13 protein-coding genes and 2 pseudogenes are annotated in these 23,772 nt (G+C 64.0%); 5 read left to right on the top strand and 10 right to left on the bottom strand.

The window, feature by feature from the left end; all coding sequences use genetic code 11:
• The first annotated feature begins 25 nt into the window (after positions 1-25).
• A pseudogene (gene acnA, locus ABIE53_RS23135) lies at positions 26-2,748 on the top strand (aconitate hydratase AcnA).
• A 1,157-nt stretch (positions 2,749-3,905) separates the two neighbouring features.
• Here acnA and ABIE53_RS23130 read toward each other — a convergent pair.
• Positions 3,906-4,160, bottom strand: coding sequence for an Hpt domain-containing protein (locus ABIE53_RS23130; RefSeq protein ID WP_374710220.1), 255 nt, complete (start codon positions 4,158-4,160; stop codon positions 3,906-3,908).
• On the opposite strand from ABIE53_RS23130, the gene ABIE53_RS23125 reads away from it, so the two are divergent.
• Positions 4,125-4,466 carry a hypothetical protein gene (locus ABIE53_RS23125; RefSeq protein WP_310075643.1) on the top strand — a complete coding sequence of 114 codons (342 nt, stop codon included), beginning with the start codon at positions 4,125-4,127 and terminating at the stop codon, positions 4,464-4,466. The genes ABIE53_RS23130 and ABIE53_RS23125 overlap by 36 nt on opposite strands.
• Here the strand turns inward: ABIE53_RS23125 and ABIE53_RS23120 are convergent.
• From ABIE53_RS23120 to ABIE53_RS23095, 6 genes are all read right to left on the bottom strand, one after another.
• Positions 4,463-5,098 (bottom strand): response regulator transcription factor, encoded by a 636-nt coding sequence (locus tag ABIE53_RS23120; RefSeq protein WP_006047547.1) that lies wholly within the window; start codon positions 5,096-5,098, stop codon positions 4,463-4,465. The genes ABIE53_RS23125 and ABIE53_RS23120 overlap by 4 nt on opposite strands.
• Before the next feature lie 138 nt (positions 5,099-5,236).
• Positions 5,237-6,298: an OmpA family protein gene (locus ABIE53_RS23115; protein WP_192699484.1), complete on the bottom strand. Its 1,062-nt coding sequence runs from the start codon at positions 6,296-6,298 to the stop codon at positions 5,237-5,239.
• A gap of 154 nt (positions 6,299-6,452) precedes the next feature.
• A complete protein-coding gene (locus tag ABIE53_RS23110; protein ID WP_006047545.1) occupies positions 6,453-7,292 on the bottom strand; it encodes an ABC transporter permease in 840 nt (279 codons plus the stop codon).
• A gap of 15 nt (positions 7,293-7,307) precedes the next feature.
• A complete protein-coding gene (locus tag ABIE53_RS23105) occupies positions 7,308-8,585 on the bottom strand; it encodes an ABC transporter permease (RefSeq protein WP_192699485.1) in 1,278 nt (425 codons plus the stop codon).
• 117 nt (positions 8,586-8,702) lie between these two features.
• Positions 8,703-9,752 carry an ABC transporter substrate-binding protein gene (locus ABIE53_RS23100; RefSeq protein WP_006047543.1) on the bottom strand — a complete coding sequence of 350 codons (1,050 nt, stop codon included), beginning with the start codon at positions 9,750-9,752 and terminating at the stop codon, positions 8,703-8,705.
• A 105-nt stretch (positions 9,753-9,857) separates the two neighbouring features.
• On the bottom strand, positions 9,858-10,976 hold the full coding sequence (locus tag ABIE53_RS23095) for an ABC transporter ATP-binding protein (RefSeq protein WP_006047542.1): 1,119 nt from the start codon (positions 10,974-10,976) through the stop codon (positions 9,858-9,860).
• A gap of 130 nt (positions 10,977-11,106) precedes the next feature.
• On the opposite strand from ABIE53_RS23095, the gene pdxR reads away from it, so the two are divergent.
• Positions 11,107-12,657, top strand: coding sequence for a MocR-like pyridoxine biosynthesis transcription factor PdxR (pdxR, locus tag ABIE53_RS23090; RefSeq protein WP_192699486.1), 1,551 nt, complete (start codon positions 11,107-11,109; stop codon positions 12,655-12,657).
• A 35-nt stretch (positions 12,658-12,692) separates the two neighbouring features.
• On the opposite strand, the gene ABIE53_RS23085 is transcribed toward pdxR, so the two are convergent.
• Both ABIE53_RS23085 and ABIE53_RS23080 read right to left on the bottom strand, forming a co-directional pair.
• Entirely contained in the window at positions 12,693-16,556 is a 3,864-nt protein-coding gene (locus tag ABIE53_RS23085; protein WP_192699487.1) for a DUF748 domain-containing protein, read from the bottom strand.
• 211 nt (positions 16,557-16,767) lie between these two features.
• Positions 16,768-18,202 (bottom strand): annotated as a pseudogene (locus ABIE53_RS23080) (DUF1254 domain-containing protein).
• A gap of 276 nt (positions 18,203-18,478) precedes the next feature.
• On the opposite strand from ABIE53_RS23080, the gene ABIE53_RS23075 reads away from it, so the two are divergent.
• A complete protein-coding gene (locus ABIE53_RS23075; RefSeq protein WP_310075639.1) occupies positions 18,479-20,800 on the top strand; it encodes a heavy metal translocating P-type ATPase in 2,322 nt (773 codons plus the stop codon).
• A 197-nt stretch (positions 20,801-20,997) separates the two neighbouring features.
• On the top strand, positions 20,998-22,971 hold the full coding sequence (locus tag ABIE53_RS23070) for a methyl-accepting chemotaxis protein (protein ID WP_192699489.1): 1,974 nt from the start codon (positions 20,998-21,000) through the stop codon (positions 22,969-22,971).
• A 166-nt stretch (positions 22,972-23,137) separates the two neighbouring features.
• On the opposite strand, the gene ABIE53_RS23065 is transcribed toward ABIE53_RS23070, so the two are convergent.
• Positions 23,138-23,749 carry a flavin reductase family protein gene (locus tag ABIE53_RS23065; RefSeq protein WP_006047536.1) on the bottom strand — a complete coding sequence of 204 codons (612 nt, stop codon included), beginning with the start codon at positions 23,747-23,749 and terminating at the stop codon, positions 23,138-23,140.
• Positions 23,750-23,772 lie beyond the last annotated feature (23 nt).

The following is a 23,772-nucleotide window of genomic DNA, read 5'->3' as shown; positions in this document are numbered from 1 at the left end:
CCGCGATCAAACCAAGGAAAACACCATGGCCCACAACCTCCACAAAACGCTCAAGGAATTCGACAGCGGTTCCGGCAAAGGCAAGTTCTACTCCCTGCCGCAACTCGGCAAGGCACTGAACATCAAGATCGACCGCCTGCCGGTTTCGATCCGAATCGTGCTGGAATCGGTGCTGCGTAACTACGACGGCAAGAAAATCGCCGAAGAACACATCACGCAACTGGCGAACTGGAAGCCGACGGCGGCACGCGTCGACGAAATCCCGTTCGTCGTGTCGCGCGTGGTGCTGCAGGACTTCACCGGCGTGCCGCTGCTCGCCGACATCGCTGCAATGCGCGGCGTCGCGAAGCGCGTGGGCAAGAATCCGAAGTCGATCGAGCCGCTGGTGCCGGTCGATCTGGTCGTCGATCACTCGGTGCAGATCGACCACTTCCGCGAAAAGAACGCGCTCGACCTGAACATGAAACTGGAATTCCAGCGCAATAACGAGCGCTACCAGTTCATGAAGTGGGGCATGCAGGCATTCGACACGTTCAAGGTCGTGCCGCCGGGCGTCGGCATCGTTCACCAGGTGAACCTCGAGTACCTCGCACGCGGCGTGCACAAGAAGGCCGACGGCACGGACACCGTGTACTACCCGGATTCGCTGGTCGGCACCGACAGCCACACGACGATGATCAACGGCATCGGCGTGGTCGGCTGGGGCGTGGGCGGCATCGAAGCAGAAGCCGGCATGCTCGGCCAGCCGGTGTACTTCCTGACGCCGGACGTGGTCGGCGTGCACCTGAAGGGCAAGCTGCGCGAAGGCGTGACGGCAACCGACCTGGTGCTGACCATCACCGAACTGCTGCGTAAAGAGAAGGTTGTCGGCAAGTTCGTCGAGTTCTTCGGCGAAGGCACGCGCTCGCTGTCGCTGCCGGACCGCGCGACGATCGGCAACATGGCGCCGGAATACGGCGCGACCATGGGCTTCTTCCCGGTCGACGAAAAAACCATCGACTACTTCAAGGGCACGGGCCGCACGGACGCAGAAATCTCGGCGTTCCAGAACTACTTCAAGGCTCAGAACCTGTTCGGTATTCCGAAGGACGGCGACATCGACTACACGAAGGTCGTCACGCTGGATCTCGGCACCGTCGCGCCGTCGCTGGCAGGCCCGAAGCGTCCGCAAGACCGCATCGAAATCGGTCATGTGAAGTCGACGTTCAGCGACCTGTTCTCGAAGCCGGTTGCCGAAAACGGCTTTGCGAAGAAGCCCGACGATCTGAACGCGCAATACACGACGACCAACGGCGTCAACGTGAAGAACGGCGACGTGCTGATCGCCGCGATCACGTCGTGCACGAACACGTCGAACCCGAGCGTGCTGCTGGCTGCCGGCCTGCTCGCGAAGAAGGCTGTCGAAGCTGGCCTGACGGTCGCTCCGCACATCAAGACGTCGCTGGCTCCCGGATCGCGTATCGTCACCGAATACCTGACGAAGACCGGCCTGCTGCCGTACCTCGACAAGCTCGGCTTCACGCTGGCCGCTTACGGTTGCACGACCTGTATCGGCAACGCGGGCGATCTGACGCCGGAACTGAACGAAGCGATCACGAAGAACGACATCGTGGCCGCAGCGGTTCTGTCGGGCAACCGTAACTTCGAAGCGCGTATCCACCCGAACATCCGCGCGAACTTCCTGGCTTCGCCGCCGCTGGTCGTGGCTTACGCGATCGCCGGCAACATCACGCGCGACCTGATGACCGAACCGGTCGGCAAGGGCAAGGGCGGCAAGGACGTCTACCTCGGCGACATCTGGCCGACCAGCGACGAAGTGAACGACCTGCTCAAGTTCGCGCTCGACGCCGAAGCGTTCCGCAAGAACTACTCGTCGCTGACCAAGAAGGGCGACCTGTGGAGCAAGATCGAAGGCGAGGAAGGTCAGGTCTACGACTGGCCGAAGTCGACGTACATCGCAGAGCCGCCGTTCTTCGGCGACGACTTCTCGATGACGCCGGCCGACAGCATCGCCGCCGTGAAGAACGCGCGCGCGCTGGGCATTTTCGGTGACTCGGTCACGACCGACCACATCAGTCCGGCTGGCTCGATCAAGGAAGACTCGCCCGCAGGCAAGTGGCTGAAGGCAAACGGCGTGCAGAAGGCCGACTTCAACAGCTACGGCTCGCGCCGCGGCAACCACGACGTGATGATGCGCGGCACGTTCGCGAACGTCCGGATCAAGAACCTGATGATCCCGGCGAAGGCAGACGGTTCGCGCGTGGAAGGCGGCCTGACGATTCACCAGCCGAGCGGCGAACAACTGTCCATCTATGATGCAGCGATGAAGTACATCGACGCCGGCACGCCGACCATCGTGTTCGGGCCGCGGGCGAAGAGTACGGCACGGGCTCGTCGCGCGACTGGGCGGCGAAGGGCACGCAACTGCTGGGCGTGAAGGCTGTGGTCGCACGCAGCTTCGAGCGGATTCACCGTTCGAACCTGGTCGGCATGGGCGTTCTGCCGCTGCAATTCAAGGGCTCGGACAGCGTGCAATCGCTCGGCATTACCGGCGAAGAAACGTACGACATCGAAGGGCTCGGCGCGGACTTCAAGCCGCAGCAGGAAGTGACGCTCGTGATTCGCAGCAAGGACGGCCAGGAGAAGCGCGTGCCGGTGCTGCTGCGTATCGACACGCCGATCGAAGTCGACTACTACAAGCACGGCGGTATTCTGCCGTTCGTGCTGCGTTCGCTGCTGGCTGCTTAAGGCTCGCGACGACGCAAACAGCTTGCTGTTTTGCAGGGGCTGCGTCCTGTGGAGGGCGCAGCCGACTTTTGAAGCCCGACCTTGGTCGGGCTTTTTTTTCGTCGATTTTCGTCGCTGGTTTCTCGGCGCTTATGGTTGTGCGCGGTCGGCCTGGAAAGCGGCGGGATTGTCGGTAATCCGGCGCTGCGTCATGTGAGCATTCCAGTCGGAGTCGGCTTGCGAAGATGCCGGCGACGTTGCACGTGTGTTGGCGTTTGCGCGCCGCTGTTGAGCGGCCCAATCGAACAGTGCCGCGCTCTCGGTTGAGTCGTTTGCGAGAGTTCGCGGTGTGGGCCGCTCGGGTTGCCCCTGTCCCCTCGATACCGAAGAGTTCGCCAGCGAATCAACCGAATGGTTCGATCCGCGACGCAGTCTTTCAATTTCCACGCGATCCGCCAGTGCCGCTGTAGTTGTCGCAGTGCGATACGCTTTTGCCAAGCGGTTGTCCGCGGCGATATGGCGTTGCGTACCGGCGTTACGCTGCGAGTCGGCACGTTGTTGCGGCGAACTCGCTGTGTCGACGCGATGTGCGGCTTGCGGTGACCGAGCCGTCACTGACGATGACGCCTGCGCCTGCGCAGTACGTTGAGGCGCTTCTGCCACGCGTGGCATCGGCTTGGGTGCGTCCGGCTGGACGTCTGCTAATGGCTGAACTGTCACGCGGCCAGTACGCGTCGACGTTGCAGACGGCTTTGCCGCTGTTGCGAATTGATCGGCGACGTCGTGCGTGGAACAGGTCGCCAGGAGCCACGCGAGCGCAATGCTGCAGCCCACGAAGATCGCGGCGCCAAGCATCCGATCCGAACGCGACGAATGCGGACGCACGTACTCCGCCTGGAGATAATGCCGCGCTTCTGCCAATTGCTCGTCGAAACGGCTGTCCGAATTGGGCCGCTGCGGCAACTTGTAGAAGAATCGGAACCTGTTGTTCGGTGGATTCCGTCGGCGAGGTTGCGACCTTGGCGTGTATTGCGGCACGCCCGGCATTGCCGGTTGCGGGACGCGTTCCTGCGTGTACGACGCCGACCGTCGCCACGAGCCGAAAGGCGGCGGCAAACCGGACAGCGGACGCGAACTGGGAAGCGCAAGCGCGCCCTCGATCAAGGCCAACGGCCTGTTCATGGTCGTGCGCTCCGATGTTCGTCACGCACGCCTTCGAGTTGCTCGATCAGCGCCCGCATGCGTGCGGCAAGCGCATCAATTAGTCTGCAAGTGTGCTCCGATCGCGTGCTGGGTACGCGCCGCAATGCGTCCATCAAACTGTGCGCGCCGACAAGTCCTAGCGCCCCGCTGAGCCTGTGCAATAGCGGCGGTAAATCGTCGAAGTCGCCTTCGCTTTGCAGATTGCCGAGACGGTCGAGATCGTTGCGCATCGCCACGCACCATCCTTCGAGAAATGCGCCGAGATCGATCCCTTCGTGGATCAGTGCATCAAGATAGCGGCGATCGAATGGCTCGAAAGAAGGACTCACGCCTTTGCCGGAATCGCGAGCTTGCTCGCGCGAGTCGGACGGCCGCGCGTCAGCGTCAGCCCGCGACGTGCTTCTCCCAACAGCGGGGAGGGTGACCTGCTGCGTTGCGCGCGCGCCTTCCAGCTCAACAGCGCGCTGCGCCGGCTGGTGGCAATCGGCGCCTTCGCCGCAATGCAGACTGGTCTTGTGCATGGCGCGTGGAACTAGCTGATCAGCTTGTGCAACGAAGCAAACTCGATCAACGCTGCGAGCGACGACACCCCGAGCTTCTCCTGGATACGGCTCTTGTAAGTGCTCACGGTCTTGTCGCTCATGAAGAGCGCGTCGCCGATCGCCTTGTTCGACATGCCTCGCGAGAGCATCTGCAAAATGACGAGTTCCTTGTCGGACAGCAGCATGATCCGGCCTTCCTCGCCGCTCGGCGCCATGCCCGGCGCAATGCTCGCGCCGTTGGGTCCGACCGGAAAAACCGTATAGCCCGCGAGCACCGCTTCGACGCCGCGCAAGATTTCCTTCATGTCCTGCGACTTGCCGACGAAGCCATGAACGCCCGAACGCATTGCGCGCGGCGCGAAGGTCGCCGCGTCGTGGCCCGACAGCACCATCAGGCGAATCGACGGATGCACGAGCTTCAGACGCGGAATCACATCGAGTCCGCTGATGCGCGGAATGTCCAGGTCGAGTATCGCGAGGTCGGGCTTGTATTGACGAGCCATCTCGACAGCGGTCTGGCCGTTGTCCGCCTCGACCACTTGTTCGACGCTAAGCAGTTGCATGAGCTGCAACCGGACAATCATCCGGAACGCTGGGTGGTCATCGATAATCAGAATAGTCGACATGTGTTGCATTTCTCCTGAAAAACTTCCATTTCCGGTTGGGTCGATCATGGACTTCTGACGGCCCTCTCGTGACCTCCCGGCAGCCATAAGCCGTTGGCGTCCGCGGGGTACGACGTTCGTGTGCGCAGCCTGAGCACATCAGGAAGGCGCGACGACGAACTCGATCTCCACCCTCCGGTTCGGTGCGAGACATCGCACCAGTTCGTCGCGCCTGGTTTGCCGGCATTGCGCCACCGGTTTCGCACTGCCAAGCCCGCGAATCGCGATGGGCACGGTGACGCCGCGAGCGCGCAGATAGGCTGCTACCGTTTGCGCGCGTTGCAGCGACAGGCTCTGGTTACGGGCGTTGTCGCCGAGACGGTCGGTGTAGCCGGTGATTCTGAGTTCGCGAAGCGTGGCCGTTGTCTTCATGCTTCGCGCCACTTTGTCGAGCTCGCGTCTGCCGGCGCTCAGCATCGCGGCATCGTTGCCGCCGTCGAAACGGAACAGCGAGTCGGCGCGCAGCGTGACCGTTCGCGGTATTGCCGGACTCTGCGCCGCAGCGCTCGCGGGCGCGGCCTGCTTGCATTGCAGCGCGCTCTCGGCCGATTTACGCAAGTTATCCTGAATGTCCGGCAGACGCTTTTCGGCATGAGCGAAGTTGCGTACCCATGCATCATGGCCCGCTTGCATGAGCTCGACTTCAGCGCATGCGAGCGGCTGCTGCGCTTCGCGACAGGAAGCCGTGACCGGGTCCGACTTGATGGTATTGACGATCTTCCACAGATCGGGACGCACCACGGAGACGGTGCGCAGCGCCGGATTGGCAGCCGATAACGACGTGCCATTTTCAAGGCCCAGGGTGATGACCGCCGCCTGACCGATGGCCTCTTCGACGAAACCCCAATGGTCGCCGGCTTGCCGCGCCTCGTGGCCCGCGCTGATCCAGCACTGCGCCTTCGCGCGGAAATAGCCGTTCTGTTCAGGCGGCAGGCGGTTCAGCCGTGCTTGCAATGACGCGAGCGCCGTGCCGCCGCTGGCAGCGGGCGCGTATGCGTTGATCCATTGCGGGTTGGCGGCGCCTGCCGCCTCGTCTTGCGAGGCGCCAATGCCGGATTGAAGCAGGGTGGGGTCTTGAATGCCGAGCCGTGCGCGCGCGGCGTGATCCGCGCAAGCTGTCAGCGTGAGCGCACACACAAGCACGGTTAGCGGGATTTTCATTGGTTATCTGCGCCTCGCGCATCTTTTTATCAAGGGATAAAAGTATGACGAGACGCAGAAGCCCGCGGAATGGGATGAATCTTAGAACGGTGTCAAGAGTTGTCGATTCTCATGTTGCATCAACGAAGTTACCGACTATTTGCTCGCGCCGCATTTACGCCCGAACCGCGCGCGCCGCATTGCGGCCACGAAGCCATTCCAGCGCCAGCAATAAGCACGTCGAAAAAATAATCAGAATGGTGGCGAGCGCTGCAATCGTCGGGCTGATATTTTCGCGGATGCCGGTGAACATCTGGCGCGGCAGTGTCGTCTGGTCCGCGCCGGCCAGGAACAGTGTGACGACGACTTCATCGAACGACGTCGCGAACGCAAACAAGGCGCCGGAAATCACGCCTGGTGCAATCACGGGCAATGTGATGCGAAAGAACGTCTTCACCGGATTTGCGCCAAGCGACAAGCTCGCGCGCACGAGGTTGTAGTTGAAGCCCTGCAAGGTCGCGGCCACCGTCGTCACGACAAACGGCACGCCGAGCGACGCATGCGCGAGAATCAGCCCGACATACGTATTGGCGAGTCCGAGCGGCGCAAAAAACAGATACATGCCGACGCCGACAACAACCACCGGCACGATCATCGGCGAAATCAGGATTGCCATGAGCAAGCCCTTGCCGCGGAAGTTGGCTTTCGTGAGGCCGATTGCCGCCAGCGTGCCAAGCACAGTCGCGACTACGGTCGCGGACGGCGCGACAATAAAGCTATTCTTAGCCGCCATACGCCATTCATCGGACGCAATCAGATTCTGATACCAGCGCAGAGACCAACCCGGAATCGGATAGACGAGGAACGTACTCGATGAGAACGACAGCGGCACGATCGCGAGCACGGGCAGGATCAGATACAGCAGCGTGAGCACGGCAAGCGCACGCAACGCGAAATACCACGCGCGCTCCACCCAGGACGTGTGCGGCGCGAACAGGGGCTTGGCAAGTTTCATGTCGGTAGGCTCCGTTCAGCCGAGGCTCAGCGATGAACGCGTGAAGCGTCCATAGATCACATACAGCACCAGCGTCGCGGCAAGCAGCAGCGCGCCGAGCGCACACGCCATGCCCCAGTTGATCGTCACGTTGGTGAAGTAGGCCACGTAGTAGCTGACCATCTGGTCGTTCGGGCCGCCGAGCAGCGCCGGCGTGATGTAGTAGCCGATCGCCAGAATGAAGACGAGCAACGCGCCGGCGCCGATGCCGGGATAGGTCTGCGGCACATACACGCGCCAGAATGCGGCGAAGGGATGGCTGCCGAGCGAAATGGCCGCGCGCTGATACGTCGGCGGAATCGACTTCATCACGCTGTAGAGCGGCAGGATCATGAACGGCAGCAAAATGTGCGTCATCGAAATATAGACGCCGGTACGGTTGAACAGCAGCGCGAGCGGATCGTGCAGCAGGCCGCTGCCCACTAGCGCCTTGTTCACGAGACCTTCGCTCTGCAAGATGACGATCCATGCCGCGACGCGCACGAGGATCGACGTCCAGAACGGAATCAGCACGAGAATCATCACGAGATTCGCGCGACGCTCCGACAGCGTCGAAATCCAGTAAGCGAGCGGATAGCCAAGCAGCAGCGCGAACAACGTAACGGCAGCGCCGATCACGAAGGTGCGGGTGAACACGGCGAGATAGATCTGCTGGTCGGGATCGGTCGGAATGATGTGACCGAACGCGTCCTGCTTGTGATCGAGCGAAGCGAGCACGTAGAACGGCGAATACGGACTGCCGTTCTTCGCGATGGCTTGCCAGTACGCGATGTTGTTCCAGCGTTCGTCGAGCTCGGCGAACTTCGCGTGAAATTGCGCGGGCGTCAGTTGCAACGGCTTGCTGTTGTCGTCGACGAAAGGCATCGCGCGCGCCGACTTTGCCACCAGCGAGCGATAACCAGAAATCTCCACATTGAGCCGGCGGGCGAGCGCGCCCATGCCGTCGCTATCGGCGATGGCGGTCAGGTCGGTCGCTAGCGCGGCGTATGCGGCATCGGACGGCGGCGTCTTGCGGTCCCATGCGTGCAGTGCGCTGAGCGTATGCGGCAACGCGTTCACGACTTCGGGATTCTGCGCGGCGCGGGTCAACAACGCGCCGATCGGCACGACGAAGATCAGCAGCAGAAAAATCGCGAGCGGCGCGATGAGCAGCAGCGCCATCGCACGCTTTTTCGCTTCCGCGGCCTTCAGTTCGCGCTTGAGCCGGCCGGTTGATTCCGGCGTGGAATCGGCGGCGATCGTCATCGTAGTCACACCTGGTCTCCCTGCAAAGCTGCGGACCGGAGTCAGCGTTAGTCCGGCTCCAGTCCATCCACCCGCGCGCGCAGCGGATCGCTCCAACGCGCGCGCGTCATCGCATCACTTCACGGCTTACTTCGAAGCCCACGACGAGAAACGCTGCTCCAGCTCGTCGCCGTGATCGGTCCAGAACGACAGGTTCTGCAGCACCGCGTTCTTGCCGTTAGCCGGCGAGTTCGGCAGATTCGAGAGCGTCTTCGCGTCGAGCCCCTTGATCGCCGCCACGTTCACCGGACCATAAGCGATGTGGTGCGCGTAGTCCTGCTGCGGCTTGGACGAAAGCGTGTACGCGATGTACTTTTCGGCCAGCGCCTTGTTCGGCGAGCCCTTCGGAATCGCCCAATAGTCGAGGTCGTAAATACTGCCGTTCCACACGACCTTGAGGTTCTTGCCTTCCTTCTGCGCGGCGTCGATGCGGCCGTTATACGCGGTCGACATCACCACGTCGCCCGCCACGAGAAACTGCGGCGGCTGCGCGCCCGCCTCCCACCACTGGATGTTCGGCTTCAGCTCGTCGAGCTTCTTGAACGCGCGGTCCTGGCCTTCCTTCGTCGCCAGCACCTTGTAGACGTCTTTCGGCGCGACGCCGTCGGCCATCAGCGCGAACTCGAGGTTGTAGCGCGCGCCCTTGCGCATCGCACGCTTGCCCGGAATCTTCTTCACGTCCCAGAAATCGGCCCAGCCGGACGGCGCACTCTTCAGCTTGTCGGCGTTATACGCGAGCGCCGTCGACCACACGAAAAAGCCCACGCCGCAAGTTTGCGGCGCTTCAGGAATCAGATCCGACTTCTTGCCGATCTTCGACCAGTCGAGCTTTTCATACAGACCTTCGTCGCAACCGCGGCCGATGTCGCCCGACTCCACTTCCACCACGTCCCAGTTGACATGCTTGGCTTCGACCATCGCCTTGACCTTGGCCTGCTCGCCGTTGTATTCGACGGCGGTCACCTTGCTGCTGGTCTGCGATTCGAACGGCTGGTTGAACGCTGCCTTTTGCGCGTCCCCGTTGGCGCCGCCGAAGTTGACGACCGTCAGTTCGGCCGCATTCACCTGCGCCGCGCCCAGCGCGAGCGCCACAGCACCGACAGCGATGGCGCAGCGCGATTTCCCGATCTTGCTCATGGTGTGTTGCTCTCCTTTGGTGGTGGTTTCAAGCATGAGTCCATGCGACGTTCTTATGTGCTGCTGACTGCCCCGCTGATGCAATCATGCTCGCGTTTGCCGCGCTTACGCCCCCGCGAATACCCGCAGATGCTCGGGCGCGAACTCGAGCGCGACGGGCGCGCCGGGTGCGAACGCGTTGAGCGCGTCGGTGCCGAGCGGCACCTTGACGAAGCACTCGTCCTGCTGCGGCAAACCGCAGCGCATACGGACGTGATCGCCGAAATAGATGAGTCCGCGCGCTTCGCCGGCAAGCGCGTTGGCGCCCGGCCGCGCAGCGCCGTTGGCATGTCCATTGCCGCCCGCCGAGAGCTTCATGCGTTCCGGCCGGATGCACGCGATGGCCGGCGTGCCCGCCCGCGCGCCGCCGATGTTGCGGCCCGTCACTCGTGTGCCGTCAGCCAGATGAAGCTCGCAATATTCGCCGTTTACGTTCGCGATCGTGCCGCGCAGCTTGTTGCTGTCGCCGATGAAGTTCGCGACGAATTCGTTGCACGGCGATTCGTACAGACGGTCCACCGTATCGAGTTGCTGCACGATGCCTTTATCGAAGACGGCGACGCGATCGGACATGGTCAACGCCTCGCCCTGATCGTGCGTGACGTAGACAAAGGTCACGCCGAGCTTCTCGTGCAGCGACTTCAGTTCGTACTGCATGTGTTCGCGCAATTGCTTGTCGAGCGCGCCGAGCGGCTCGTCCATCAGCACGAGTTTCGGCTCGAACACCAGCGCGCGCGCAAGCGCAATGCGCTGCTGCTGTCCGCCCGAAAGCTGCGCGGGATAGCGCTTGGCGAAGCTCTCCATGCGCACCATCTTCAATGCGTTATTCGTGCGATGCGCGCGCTCTTCCGCGGAAACCTTGCGCACGGTCAGCGGATACGCGACGTTCTGCTCGACCGTGAGATGCGGGAACAGCGCGTAGTTCTGAAACACCATGCCGATGTTGCGCTTGTGCGGCGGCACGGTATTGAGCAATGTGCCGTCGAGCCAGATCTCGCCGCCGGTGGGAAATTCGAAGCCGGCGAGCATCATCAGACAGGTGGTTTTGCCGGAGCCCGACGGCCCGAGCAGCGTCAGGAATTCGCCCTGATAGATGTCCAGATCCAGTTGCTTGACGACCAGCGTTTCACCGTCGTACGTCTTGCGCACGCCTCGAAAGCTGACGATCACTTCATCCGTTTTCATCGCCGTAGTCTCCTCTGCGGTCGAGCCGGCTGCTCTTGCGTAACAGCGGGCTTGCATCAATTGCGTGGCCCACTATAGACCGTTACGGTTCTACAATATGGAACCATTTCATTATTCCGGATAGAACCACTTGGATACGATCATCTTGTCGGATTGGCTCGCCGCCAGGCTTGATCGCGCGGCCTCGGAACCGCTCTACCGGCAGACGTTGCGGCTGATGCAGCAGGCCATTCTCACCGGTCAGTTGCCGCCTGGCACCAAGCTGCCGAGTTCGCGCACGCTCGCCGAAGACCTGGGCATCGCGCGCAATACGGTGCTGCATGTGTACGACCAGTTGACCGCCGAAGGCTACGTGATCTCGACCACGGGCAGCGGCACTTATGTCGCCGACACGCAGCCGGACACCGCCGCCGTCAACGCGCGCCGAAAGCCGGCGGTGGCGGCGGTTGGCGCTACGGCCGATGCGGCAGTCGGCACGCAAACCAAACCGCCGAAGCGCGATCTGAACGATCTGTCCAATCGCGGGCGGCGTCTGATCGGCCAGGCCGGCGTCTCGGCGAAACAATGGGGCGCCTTCATGCCGGGCGTGCCGGACGTCGCGGAATTTCCGGCCCGAACGTGGAGCCGCCTGCAAGCGCGTTTGTGGAAAGAAGCGAATCCGGATCTGCTGACGTATGCGCCCGGCGGCGGCTATCGTCCGCTGCGCCGCGCGTTGTCGGACTATCTGCGCGTCGCGCGTTCTGTGAATTGCACGCCGGATCAGATCATCATCACTACGGGTATTCACCAATCCATCGATCTCGCCGTGCGTCTGTTAACCGACGTCGGCGATCGGGCCTGGGTGGAGGAGCCGTGCTATTGGGGCGCGCGCAGCGTGTTGCAGTCGTCGGGAATCACGCTGGTGCCGGTGCCCGTGGACGATGAAGGTCTTAATCCGCGTGAAGAGGATTTGCGGGAGCCGCCGCGCCTCGCGCTCGTGACGCCGTCGCATCAATACCCTCTCGGCATGGTGATGAGCCTCGCGCGCCGCCGCACGTTGCTCGAATACGCGCGTCAGCACAACGTGTGGATCATCGAGGACGATTACGACAGCGAGTTTCGCTACGGCAGCCGGCCTCTTGCGTCGCTGCAAGGTCTCGACGAAGCCGGTCAGGTCATTTACGTGGGCAGCCTCGGCAAGATGCTCTTTCCGGGTCTGCGCATGGGCTACATGATCGCGCCGGAGCATCTCGTCGATACATTTCGCATGGGCGTCGCGGAGCTTTATCGCGAAGGACAGTTGATGCAGCAAGCCGTCATGACCGACTTCATCATGGACGGCCACCTCACGTCGCACGTTCGGCGCATGCGCGCGCTGTACGGAGAGCGCAGGCAAATTCTGATCGATGCGATCACCGCGCGTTTCGGCAGCGAACTGCCGGTCATGGGCGACGAAGCGGGCTTGCATCTGGTGCTGGGTCTGCCGGATCACGCGGACGACCGCGCGGTGACGGCGGCCGCATTCGACGCCGGCGTGATCGTGCGGCCGCTCGCGACCTATTACAGCAGCGATCCGCCCGCGCGGCGCGGGCTGTTGCTCGGCTATGCGTGCGTGCCGAACGAGAAGATCGGGCCCGCGTTCGACACGCTCGCGCGCGTCATCGAGCAGACCGCGTTGAAGACGCCGACGCGCGCCGCCTGAGCGACGCGCCTACGACGGCGCGCACGTGACCTTACTCACTTCAGCCCGAAGTCAACGCGCGTAGTCGCGCCTTTGTCCTTGATGCCGTCCGCGTCGAGCTTCGGCGCGACGACAAACACGCGGCTGCTGTCGATCTTGCCATCCAGATACTGCTGCACGCTTTGCGCCCGCTGCTGCGCAAGCTGCCGCAGGCTGGCCTCGTCGATGGGCGCGTTCGCTGCGAGCGCGCTCTTCATGTCGTCGTCGGGCAAGGACTTCGTCAGGCCGACGAAATTGCGCGGCTTCTTGAAGTCCGCGGACTTGTAGGCCTTCGTCAGATACTTGTCGTATTCCTTCGGATCGACGGTGACGCTCGACAGGTCCACGCTCTCGCCGTTGCCCACCACGTCCTTGATTTTCTGCTGCTTGACGAGGCGGTCCACGTAGCGCATGCGCAACGCGGGCTCGTCGATCTTCGGGTCGACGCGGCCGATCAGATCCATCTTGATCGACGGCTTCGCGCCGAGCGCCTTCACGATCGTCTCGAGCTTCTTGGTGTCGGCGTCGGTGAGTTGCGCGGAGCCCGGTTCGAACTCGACGTAGCCGAGTTCCTCGCCGCTGCCGCCGAACGCGTTCGCGATCAGCGAGAACGGCGCGGTCACCGCCTTTTGCAGCAGATTCAGCACCGCATGCCAGATCAGGCCGCCAATGCTGAACTCGGGGTTCGACAACGAGCCGGACACCGGCAGATTGACGTCGATCTCGCCGCGCGAATTTTTCAGGAGCGAGATGGCGAGCCGTACCGGCAGTTTGGTCGCCGTATCGTTTTCGATGTGATCGCCGAACGTCAATTGGTCGATGAACAAATGGTTGTCCGCGTTCAACTGGTCGTTCTCGAGCTTGTAGTGAAGATCGACGTTCAGCTTGCCCTTGGTGATCGGATAGCCCGCGTATTTCGCGGAATACGGCGTGAGATTGGTCAGCTCGATGTCGTGCGCGCTCGCGGTCAGATCGAGCGCCGGTTTCGCGATCAGCGGATTGACGGTGCCGCGAATCGACAGCGGACCATTGGCGGCCAGCTTCGCCGCGATGTCGACGGGCGCGGACGTGGTCGACTGCGTGCCGAATGCGCCGACGGTGCCCTGAATGCCAACCAGGTTCGCCGTGAAGTTCGGCTTGATGAAGTTGTCGGTGTAGGTCACGCGGCCTTGCTGCAAGACCAGTTGGCCGAAGTGCAGCTTGACCGGACTTTGCGGCGGCGTCGCGGCAGTGACGGTGGCGGGCGTGGTGGGCGCAGCGGTCGTGGTGGACGACGCCGGCGCGGACGCGGACGCCACGATCGGTACCGACGCGGCAACCACGGCCGAGGCCGTCGGCGGCGTCAACGGCACGGGCTCCGCGCCGTCCTTGGCGTTCTTGTCGCGCGTGAGCGACTGCGCCGCGCCGCTCTGATGCGCGACCACGTCGTTAAGGTTGAGCTTGCCTTGCGCATCGAGCAGCACGCGTCCATAGAACTTCGTGAAGGTGACGCGCTCCGCGTCCACGGACGTCCCGCGCTCGTCGTAATCCGCCTTCAGCCCGGTCAGCGCGAGCGAGCGCCACCCGGCGAACGGATCGGAGGTGGCCTTGTCGAGCATGCGCACGTCCACAAGCGCCACGTCGCCGCGATAAGTCGCCTTCAACGACTTCGCCTGAGTCAACGCAAGATCGCCGCTGCCGTTGAGCAGCGCGCTCGCAATGGTCGCATTCAACTGGCTGCCGAAGTACGGTTCGAACGCCGCCGCGTCGAGCCGGTTCGCGTTCACCTTGACCGCAACCTTGAGCGGCGTCGCGGTGACGTCGCCCTTCAGGCCGAGCGTGCCCTTCTTGTTCAGCGTGGCTTGCAGTTCCACGGGCAGCGGACGGCTCAGGTCGTCGCTGATCTGCTGCACTTTCAGTTGCAGCGGCGCGATGCCGAGTTTGACCGGCTGCGGCGTGGTGTTGTCGGTGAAATTGGCGGTGCCGTCCTTCACGTTCAGCTCGCCGATCTTGTAGTGCCATGCCGGACCTTCCGCCTGCGCCTTCTTCACAGCATGAATGGCCGTGCGTTTCGGCTCCGCCTCATGCGGACCGGCGAGCGACGCAAGGTTGATGCTGCCGTCTTTCAGCCGTTGCACGTCGACGGCGAGGCCGGTCGTGTCGACGCTCGTCACATCGGCGGTGCGCGCGTTCAGGTCCACCTGCTTGACCTTGACGCTGCCCTGCGCGAGCGAGATCACAGGAGCCTTCGCGCCGCGCGTCGTCAATTTCAGCGATTGCAGATCGAGCTGCGAGTCCGCGACCATCACCGCGGCCGGCGACTTCGACCAGTTCGCGCCGATATTCGCGGTCGTCGAAAGCGTGCCGTCGGTGACTTGCGCCACGGTTGCCGCATCGAGATAAGGTTGCAGCAGCGGCAGATTCAGCGACCTGATATCGAGTTTGGCGCTCGCGGTTTTGGCGGCCAGGCTCAATGCGCCTGCGACGCCCAGTGAACCGCCGCTGCGTTTGAGGTTCGTGTTGAGCGTGTAGTGCGCGGGCGCGGTGGCGAGCGTCGAAAAATCGGTCAGCGTGACCGCGAGCTTTTCCATACCGACGTCGACGGGACGCGACGTAGCTTCGTCGCGTGCGTTGACGGTGCCGTCGTTCAGTACGAAGCGTTTGATCGAGAGGTCGAGCGGCGGTGCGGGTTTGTCCGCGCTTTTTTGCGCTTCGTGCTGAGCGTTGTTCTGCGCGCCGCTTGCCGCCGATGCCGCCGACGGTGCCGCCGCTGCGGAGCCAGGCGCCGGCGAACTCGCCGCTTGCGCCGCATTCTTCGCAGCCGAAGGCGCCGGCGCGGGGGCGAACATCTTCTCGACGCTCAGCGCTCCGTTCCTGTCGCGCGCGAGATTCGCGATCGGCGCGTCGATACGAATGTCGTCGAAGTGATAGACGCTCTTCAGCGGCTCGAGTGTGCGCACCGCGACATGCACCGCGCGCGCGGCGAAAAACGGCGCCTTGCTTGCGTCCCGCACGTCGACATCGTTCAGATCGACGGTGCCCGCCACGCGCAGCGTGGGCGCGTCGTTCGACATCACGAAGTTGAGCTTCAGATCCGTCGAGAGCTTGCCCGCCTGCACGATCACCGGCAGTTTGGTCGGCACATATGAGATGAGGCGCGGCACGTCGAGCCCTTCGAAGCGCAACGACACTTCCGACTCGCGCGACGCGGCGAACGGTTTCGTCTTGCCGTCGATGGCGAGCGGACTGCCGTCGATGCGCGCGCGCAGCAACGGCTCGACGAAGATATCGGTTTTCGACGGCAACGTGGCGATAAACGGAATGCCGAGCTTCCATTGATCGATCACATGCGTCGCGCCGAGCAGTTTGTCGTCGAACGTAATCTGGCCGTTCTCGAGACGAATGTTCGACACGGAGAAGAGCGTCGGCTTGCTGTCGGGCGTGCTTGGCTGCTTCGAGAATTTCTCGATCAGATCGGTGAAATTAAAGCGCTGCGCGTCGTAGCGAACAATATGAAAACGCGGCGAATCAAGCTGTATTTCATCGACAATCGGCGCCGCGCGAAACAGCGAACTCCACGACGGCTGAACAATAAGCCTTTCGATGTCCACGAAATCGCCCGCGCCGCCGCGCTCGCCGATATGCACGCGGTCCGCTTCGAGTTTCAGCGTATAGGGATTGAGCGCAATGCGGCCAATCGTAGCGGGCCGGTCGAGTTGCTTGCTGAGCTGTTGTTCGGCGATATGGCGAATCAGCGGCGGCGCCGCGAAAAAGCCCAGCAGTCCGAACACTACGATGAAGATCAGCAGACCGGTGATGACGCGACGTGTGCGGCGCGACTGCGCGACATCGCGCATGGTCTGCATGGAAGACGCGAGTGATGCTTTATTGATGCTTGCCATGCTCGGTTTTGGGTAATGCGGCGGCAAGCCGGCCGCGACACGAAAATCCCGCAAGCGGCAGTATAAGTCGTGAATCTTTCGTCGGATAGAAATGTAAGCCGTGCTTACACAATCGCCGGCGCTCTACAACCGCGCGTCCGTCATTGACCGCGAAGTCGTGACGGACGCGCGCTGCCGGCCTTCGAATCTTGCCGACTATGCGAAGCGCAAGTTACTGACGCACGACGGCGGGCGGCTGCCACGTGCCGTCGGTGGCTTGAGGCTTCGGCGCATAAAGGCGCAGCACGAGTTGCAGATCGGCGCGCGGCGCCGGGCAGCCAGTTGCCGCTCTTGCCGCGCGTCGACGAGACCGTGACATCAAGCGATCCATCGCGATTGCGGCGCGCGCCGTTGCGATCGCCGACCGCAATACGCGCCGGCGCGCTTTCGCCGAGCGCGCCGTCCTTCGTATAAGCGGTGATCGACCAGAAGCCGCGCACCGGCGGCAACTGATTCGGCGCGAAGTGAATCACATAGCGATTCGCGCCGTTGAGCGCGTGACCGTCGCTGTCCTGAGTGACGACCGCGCGCACTTCATCGTCTTTCGTGCCGATGCCCGGCTGCGCGAAAGCGGCGTAAGCGCGCAGCGCATAGTCGGGGCCGTAGCTACCCACGCCGTCGCCGAACCAGCTCCAGCCGTTGCCCGTCAGCAGGTTGGACGGCGGCGTGACCACGCGCTCGTGGCCGTCGGCAAGACCCGCTGCAATGGCGTCCGATGCGCCCGGCAGCTTCACCGGCTGGCCCGGCGTCACGCCGAGGTCGGAGAGAAACTTGAGCGCGTGCGGATCGGCTGGCGTCGGCGGGTTGTCGGGCAGCGCCTGCGCGAGCCGGTTGAAGAAGCCGTTTGCGTCGAGCGCGGCGACCTGTGCGGCGGGCGTGCCGGATGCACCCGCGGCGCCAATGGCGCCGGTGGGCGCATCGGCATTACTGCGCGGCGGCGCAATCGACGCCGAGCGCGTGCTGCCCGCGTACACCGAAAGCGGCGCCACGCGAATCGCGCGCTGCAGTTTGCGAACCGCCGTCAGATCGCGCGTGCCGTTCGACTGGACGCGCACGCTCACCCATGCGTTGCGGGTCGGCACGTCGACGCGCTTGACGTTTTTCGGCAGATCGCCCTGCCAACCGGGTCCGACGAACGCGATGGCCTGCGCCTTGATGCCGTTCGCGCGCGTCGCGAACTGGTCGGCCGTCGACCACACCACGTTGGTCCACATATCGAGCACGCGGGCGTCCACATAGCGGCCGCGCGAGTCGGGCAGCGCGAGGATCACCGGTTCGCTGCCGACGTCGAGCCAGCCGGTGGAGTCCAGCGTGTCGAGGCTCGGCTGCATCGGATTCGCCGCGCCGATGGGCGGCAGCGCCTGCGCATGGCGCAGCGTATTGAGCGGCGCCTGGCCGGGCTCGGTGCCGACGGCCGCGTCGCGCGCCACCCCCATCAGCACCAGTGGATAGCCGAATACATAGGAATCGGCGACTTCGTCCTTGATCCAGCCGGTGGATTTTTGCGTCGTGGACGGCGTCGACGCGCAACCAGCCAAAAATGCGAGGCCTGCGAGCGATGCGCAGGTCCAGTAATTCGTAAACACTGCTCGGCGATTTTTTATCATTCGTTCAGAGGGCGGAACGTGCTGTCCAAAGGGAGACGCCGGCGTGAGGGCAACAGTGCTCGCGCGGTCTCCCAAAACCAGCGCAGCCAGTCCGCGTTGCATCGCCGACAACATCGCGTTGTATCGTATCCGCGCTCACCAGGCAAGCGCAAAGGCGTGAATCGCTGATTGCCGCAAAGCCCGGCGCGTGGCGAGACTGCGCTTGACCTTCCCATCATGGGAAGGTCGATACTAGGCTTCATCATGCGGCCGATGCCGCCACGAGCCTTCATCACCATGACCGAACTTGCCGCTGCTGCCCGTCCTGCCGACGCCGATCCGATCCACACCGCCGAGCTGGAAATCGGCGGAATGACCTGCGCGTCGTGCGCGATGCGCGTCGAAAAAGCGCTGGCGAAGGTGCCGGGCGTCGCCGGGGCGTCCGTCAATCTGGCGACCGAGACCGCGAGCGTCAATCTGATGAGCGATGCGGCGACCGGCGCGGCGGTCACTGCCGACGCGCTCATCGCCGCCGTCAAGAAAGCCGGCTACGAAGCCGCGCTGGTCGCGCCGCCGGACACCGCGCCGGAATCAGTCGATGCCGGCCCGTCCAGCGCTGCCGGCGCTTCCGGCGCCGCCGCGCCGTCCGCCGCCGAGCGCAAACGCAGCGAGGCACGCCGCGAACTCGCGGCCGTGCTCGTCTGCGCTCTGCTGACGCTGCCGCTCATCGTCCCGATGATCGCCGCATGGTTCGGCACAGAGGCGATGCTGCCGGTCTGGCTGCAGTTCGGCCTCGCGTCGGTCGTGCAGTTCGTGTTCGGCGCGCGCTTCTATCGCGCGGCCTACCGCGCGGTGCGCGCCGGCGCGGGCAACATGGACTTGCTGGTCGCGCTCGGCACGTCGGCGGCGTATGGCATCAGCGTTTATCAACTCGCGCGTCATCCAGACGACGCGATGCATCTGTACTTCGAAGCGTCGGCGGTCGTCATCACGCTCGTGCGCTTTGGCAAATGGCTCGAAGCGCGCGCGAAGCGCCAAACCACCGACGCAATCCGCGCGCTCCAGGCGCTGCGGCCCGAGCGCGCGCGCATTCGCGTCGGCGCGGGCGAGCGCGAAGTGCCGCTCGCGGAAGTGACGGTCGGCAGCGTCGTGATCGTGCGGCCGGGCGAACGCGTTCCGGTCGACGGAGCGGTGCTCGAAGGCCGCACGCACATCGACGAATCGCTGATTACCGGCGAAAGCCTGCCCGTCGCCAAACAGACTGGCGACGCGGTGACCGCCGGCTCAATCAACGGCGAAGGCGCGATTGCCGTGTCCACCACCGCGACCGGTGCGGAAACGACGCTCGCGCGGATCATTCGGCTTGTCGAAAGCGCGCAGGCCGAGAAGGCGCCGATCCAGCGGCTCGTCGACCGCGTCAGCGAAATCTTCGTGCCGGCGATTCTGGCGATTGCGGCGCTCACGCTGATCGGCTGGCTGCTGGCGGGCGCCGGCGGCGAAACGGCGATCCTGAACGCGGTCGCGGTGCTGGTGATCGCCTGCCCGTGCGCGCTCGGCCTGGCGACGCCGGCCGCGATCATGGCCGGAACCGGCGTCGCGGCGCGGCACGGCGTGCTGATCAAGGACGCCGAGGCGCTCGAAACCGCGCATCGCGTGAATCTTGTCGCGTTCGACAAAACCGGCACGCTGACCATCGGGCAGCCTTCGGTGACGGCGTTCGAACCGGTCGGCGAGATCGCTCGCGATGAAGCGCTCGCGCTCGCGGCAGCCGTGCAGCGCCAAAGCGATCACCCGCTCGCGCGGGCCGTCGTCAGCGCGTATGAGGCGGCGAAATCCAGCGCGCACGCGCCGACCGCCAGCGACGCGCGCGCCGTGGCCGGCCGCGGCGTCGAAGCCGAAGTCGGCGGCCGCAAGCTCGCGCTCGGCAGCACGCGCTGGCTCGATGAACTGGGCGTCGAACTTCCGCCGCCAGTCGCCGCGCGCGCCCGCGAACTCGAAGCGGCCGGCAATACCGTGTCCTGGCTCATGCAGCTCGATCCGTCGACGCCGGTCGCGCTCGCGTTGATGGCATTCGGCGACACCGTCAAACCGACCGCGCGCGCGGCCGTCGCGCGGCTCGCGGCAATGGGCGTGAAAAGCGTGCTCGTGACCGGCGACAATCGCGGCAGCGCGGCGAGCGTCGCGCAAGCACTCGGCATCGACGAATTTCATGCGCATGTGCTGCCGGATGACAAGGCTCGCGTGATCCGCGATCTGAAAATCCGCAGCGCGGGCATCGTCGCGATGGCCGGCGACGGCATCAACGATGCGCCCGCGCTCGCCGCCGCCGACATCGGCATCGCGATGGCGACCGGCACCGACGTCGCGATGCACGCGGCCGGCATCACGCTCATGCGCGGCGACCCGGCGCTCGTGGCCGACGCAATCGACATTTCGCGCAAGACGTGGCGCAAGATCCAGCAAAACCTGTTCTGGGCATTCGTGTACAACCTGATCGGCATTCCGCTCGCCGCCTTCGGCTTGCTGAATCCGATGCTGGCCGGCGCGGCCATGGCGTTCTCGAGCGTGAGCGTGGTCACAAACGCGCTGTTGCTGCGCACGTGGACGACGAAGCGCTGACGGGCTGACGCCGCGTTAAGGCGCTGTCAGACGGTGCGTTGAGACGTGCAGACAGGCGCTTTGAAGCGCCGCAGTATTACGAAAAGCTTCCAGTTCGCTAAAGGAAGCGTTATCGGCGGCCGTAAACCAGACACGATGCCGGCGGGTGCCTGCGCGCCCGCCGTGCATCGTTTGTCCTTCTTACTCCGCACACGTCCATGAAATCATTCTCTTTGCGCGGCGCCAGCGTCGGCGCGCGGCTCGCCGTACTTTCGTGCGTGCTGGTCGCGTTGATTTTCGCCTCGTTCACGTGGGCGCTCACGCGCAGCGCCGGCGAGCAGGTCAGCGACCAGGTGCTTGAACGCATCGCCGAAAAAGATCGCTCGATCGCCGCGATGATCAGCTTGTTCGACAAGGCGCTGTCCGCCGAAGTGGACCGCTCGACGTCGCTGTTCGCGAGCTTCCTGCCCAGCACCTATACGCTCGACGAAACGCAGAAGATCGACGTGAACGGCGTTGCCACGCCCACGTTCAAAGCCGGCGACAAGGTACTGAACATGGACTTCACTATCCCCGACCAGTTTCTCGAACGCAGCGGCGCGGTCGCCACGATCTTCGCGCGCACGGGCGACGACTTCGTGCGCGTGACGACCTCGCTGAAAAAACAGGACGGCTCGCGCGCAATCGGCACGCTGCTCGACCGCAACGGACCGGCGTATGCGCTCGTCGTCGCCAACAAGACCTATACCGGGCTCGCCGCGCTGTTCGGCAAGCGCTGGATCACGCAATACCGGCCGGTGACGGACGCGAGCGGCCGCGTGATCGGCGCGCTGTTTGTCGGCGTGAACGTCGATCCGGAAATCCAGCAGGTCCAGGACGGCATCCGCAAGCTGAAGATCGGCGACAGCGGCTATTACTTCGTGGTCAACGCGTCGAAGGGCGCGGACCGCGGCAAGCTGGTCGTGCATCCGGCCGCCGCCGGCCAGAACGCGGACAACGCGAACGCGCCGTATCAGCAAATGCTCGACATGAAGGAAGGCCGGCTGGAATACAGTTCCGCCGACGCCACGCTTGGCGAGCAAGGCGCGCGCGACAAGTTCGTTTCGTTCATCACCGTGCCGGAATGGCAATGGCTCGTGGGCGGCGTCGCGCCGCGCGACGAAGTGATGGCCGAAGTCAACGCGACGCGCAATCACTTCCTGATCGCTGGCTTCGTGCTGGTCGGCGTGTTCGCGGTCGTGTTTCTGTTCGCGGTGCGCCGCCTCGTCAGCCGGCCGCTCGACGAAGCGGTCAAGGCGTCCGAGCGCTTCGCGTCGGGCGATCTGAGCGTGCGCGTCGCCCAGGGCGCAAGCGGACGCGCCGACGAAATCGGCCGCCTGATGCGCTCGATCGACGGCATCGGCGAAGGTCTCGCGCGCATCGTTTCGCAGGTGCGCAGCGCGTCGACGGATATGTCGGAAGGCACCGAGAAGATCGCCACGGGCAGCGGCAACATCGCCTCGCGCATCGCGACGCAGGCAAGCAGCCTCGAAGAAACCGCGGCGAGCATGGAGCAGATCACGTCGACGGTGCAGCAGAACGCCGATCACGCGTCGCAAGCGAATACGCTGGTCACGCGCGCGGCGGACGCGGCGCTCGAAGGCGGACGCGCGGTCGAACGCGTGGTGTCGACGATGGGCGACATCAGCCGCTCGTCGCAGAAGATCGCCGAGATCACGAGCGTGATCGAAGGCATCGCTTTCCAGACCAACATTCTTGCGCTTAACGCGGCCGTCGAGGCGGCGCGCGCTGGCGAGCACGGCAAGGGCTTCGCGGTCGTCGCCTCGGAAGTGCGCGCGCTCGCGCAGCGCAGCGCGGCTTCGGTGAAGGAGATCGAAGGTCTGATCGCCGAATCGACCGCGACCGTGCAAAGCGGTTTCCAGATTGCCGAGCAGGCCAGCTCGACGATGCAAGGCATCGTTCAGCAGGTCGGCCAGGTGCGCGCGATCATGGGCGAGATCAGCGTGGCGTCGCGCGAGCAGTCGGGCGGCATCGAGCAGGTCAATCTCGCCGTCACGCAGATCGGCGAAGCGACGCAGCAGAACGCGACCATTGTCGGGGAAGCGGAAGAGGCGGCTGCGGAATTGCGCGACCATGCGGCGCGTTTGGCGCAAGTGGTTAGCGTGTTTAAGCTTGAGAGTGGGCGGGATTGAGTGGGTTCGAGGCGCGGGTGCGGTTGGGATGAGGCGCGCTTGAATGCGCGCTCGGGGCGGGACTGAGCCGCGCTCGAAGGCGCGGTCCAAGCGTGCTCCCGCTGTGCATTGCTCGGGCTGTACGTTGCTCGGGCTGCGGGCGCGCCACCTCTGCAGAGGCCTGCTGTTACGCGGTCGGCCTGAACATCTCGAACATATTGCCAATCTCCGCGTAATCCGCGCGATAACCGGCGCGCATGATGGGTTGCGCGGCGTGCGTATCGAACAATCCATCCTTCAGATAAGCCTCGTTGATGTGCACGCCGACCACCTGCCCGAGCGACAGGTAGTTGTCCATCGGCTTGCCGTCGAGCGTATGCAGCCGCACGACCTGCAGCAGCTTGCATTCGAGCGCGGCCGGCGATTCCGCGACGTGCGGCACCTGCACGTTACGCCCCGGCGCAGGCGTGAGCCCCGCGAGCTCGAATTCATCGACATGCGGCGCAACCGGCGCGGACGAACGGTTCATCTGCTCGGCGAGCGGTTTCGTCGCGAGATTCCAGACGAATTCGCCGGTGGCCTCGATGTTGGAAACGCTGTCTTTGCGCCCCTCGCTGCAAAAACCGATGATCGGCGGAAAAGTCGCGAACGCGCCGAAAAAGCTGTACGGCGCGAGATTCAACGTGCCGTCGGTGTCGCGAGAAGAAATCCATCCGATCAGACGCGGCGCGACGATCGCCTTGAACGGATCGTGCGGAAGGTTGTGGCCGGCGGCAGGGTCGTAGAAGTAGTGGGACATGGGCGTGGCGCGTGTTGGAAGGA

The sequence above is a fragment of the Paraburkholderia sp. OAS925 genome (assembly GCF_040543975.1).
Taxonomy (GTDB): domain Bacteria; phylum Pseudomonadota; class Gammaproteobacteria; order Burkholderiales; family Burkholderiaceae; genus Paraburkholderia; species Paraburkholderia graminis.
This window is presented reverse-complemented; position numbering and strand designations above follow the sequence as displayed.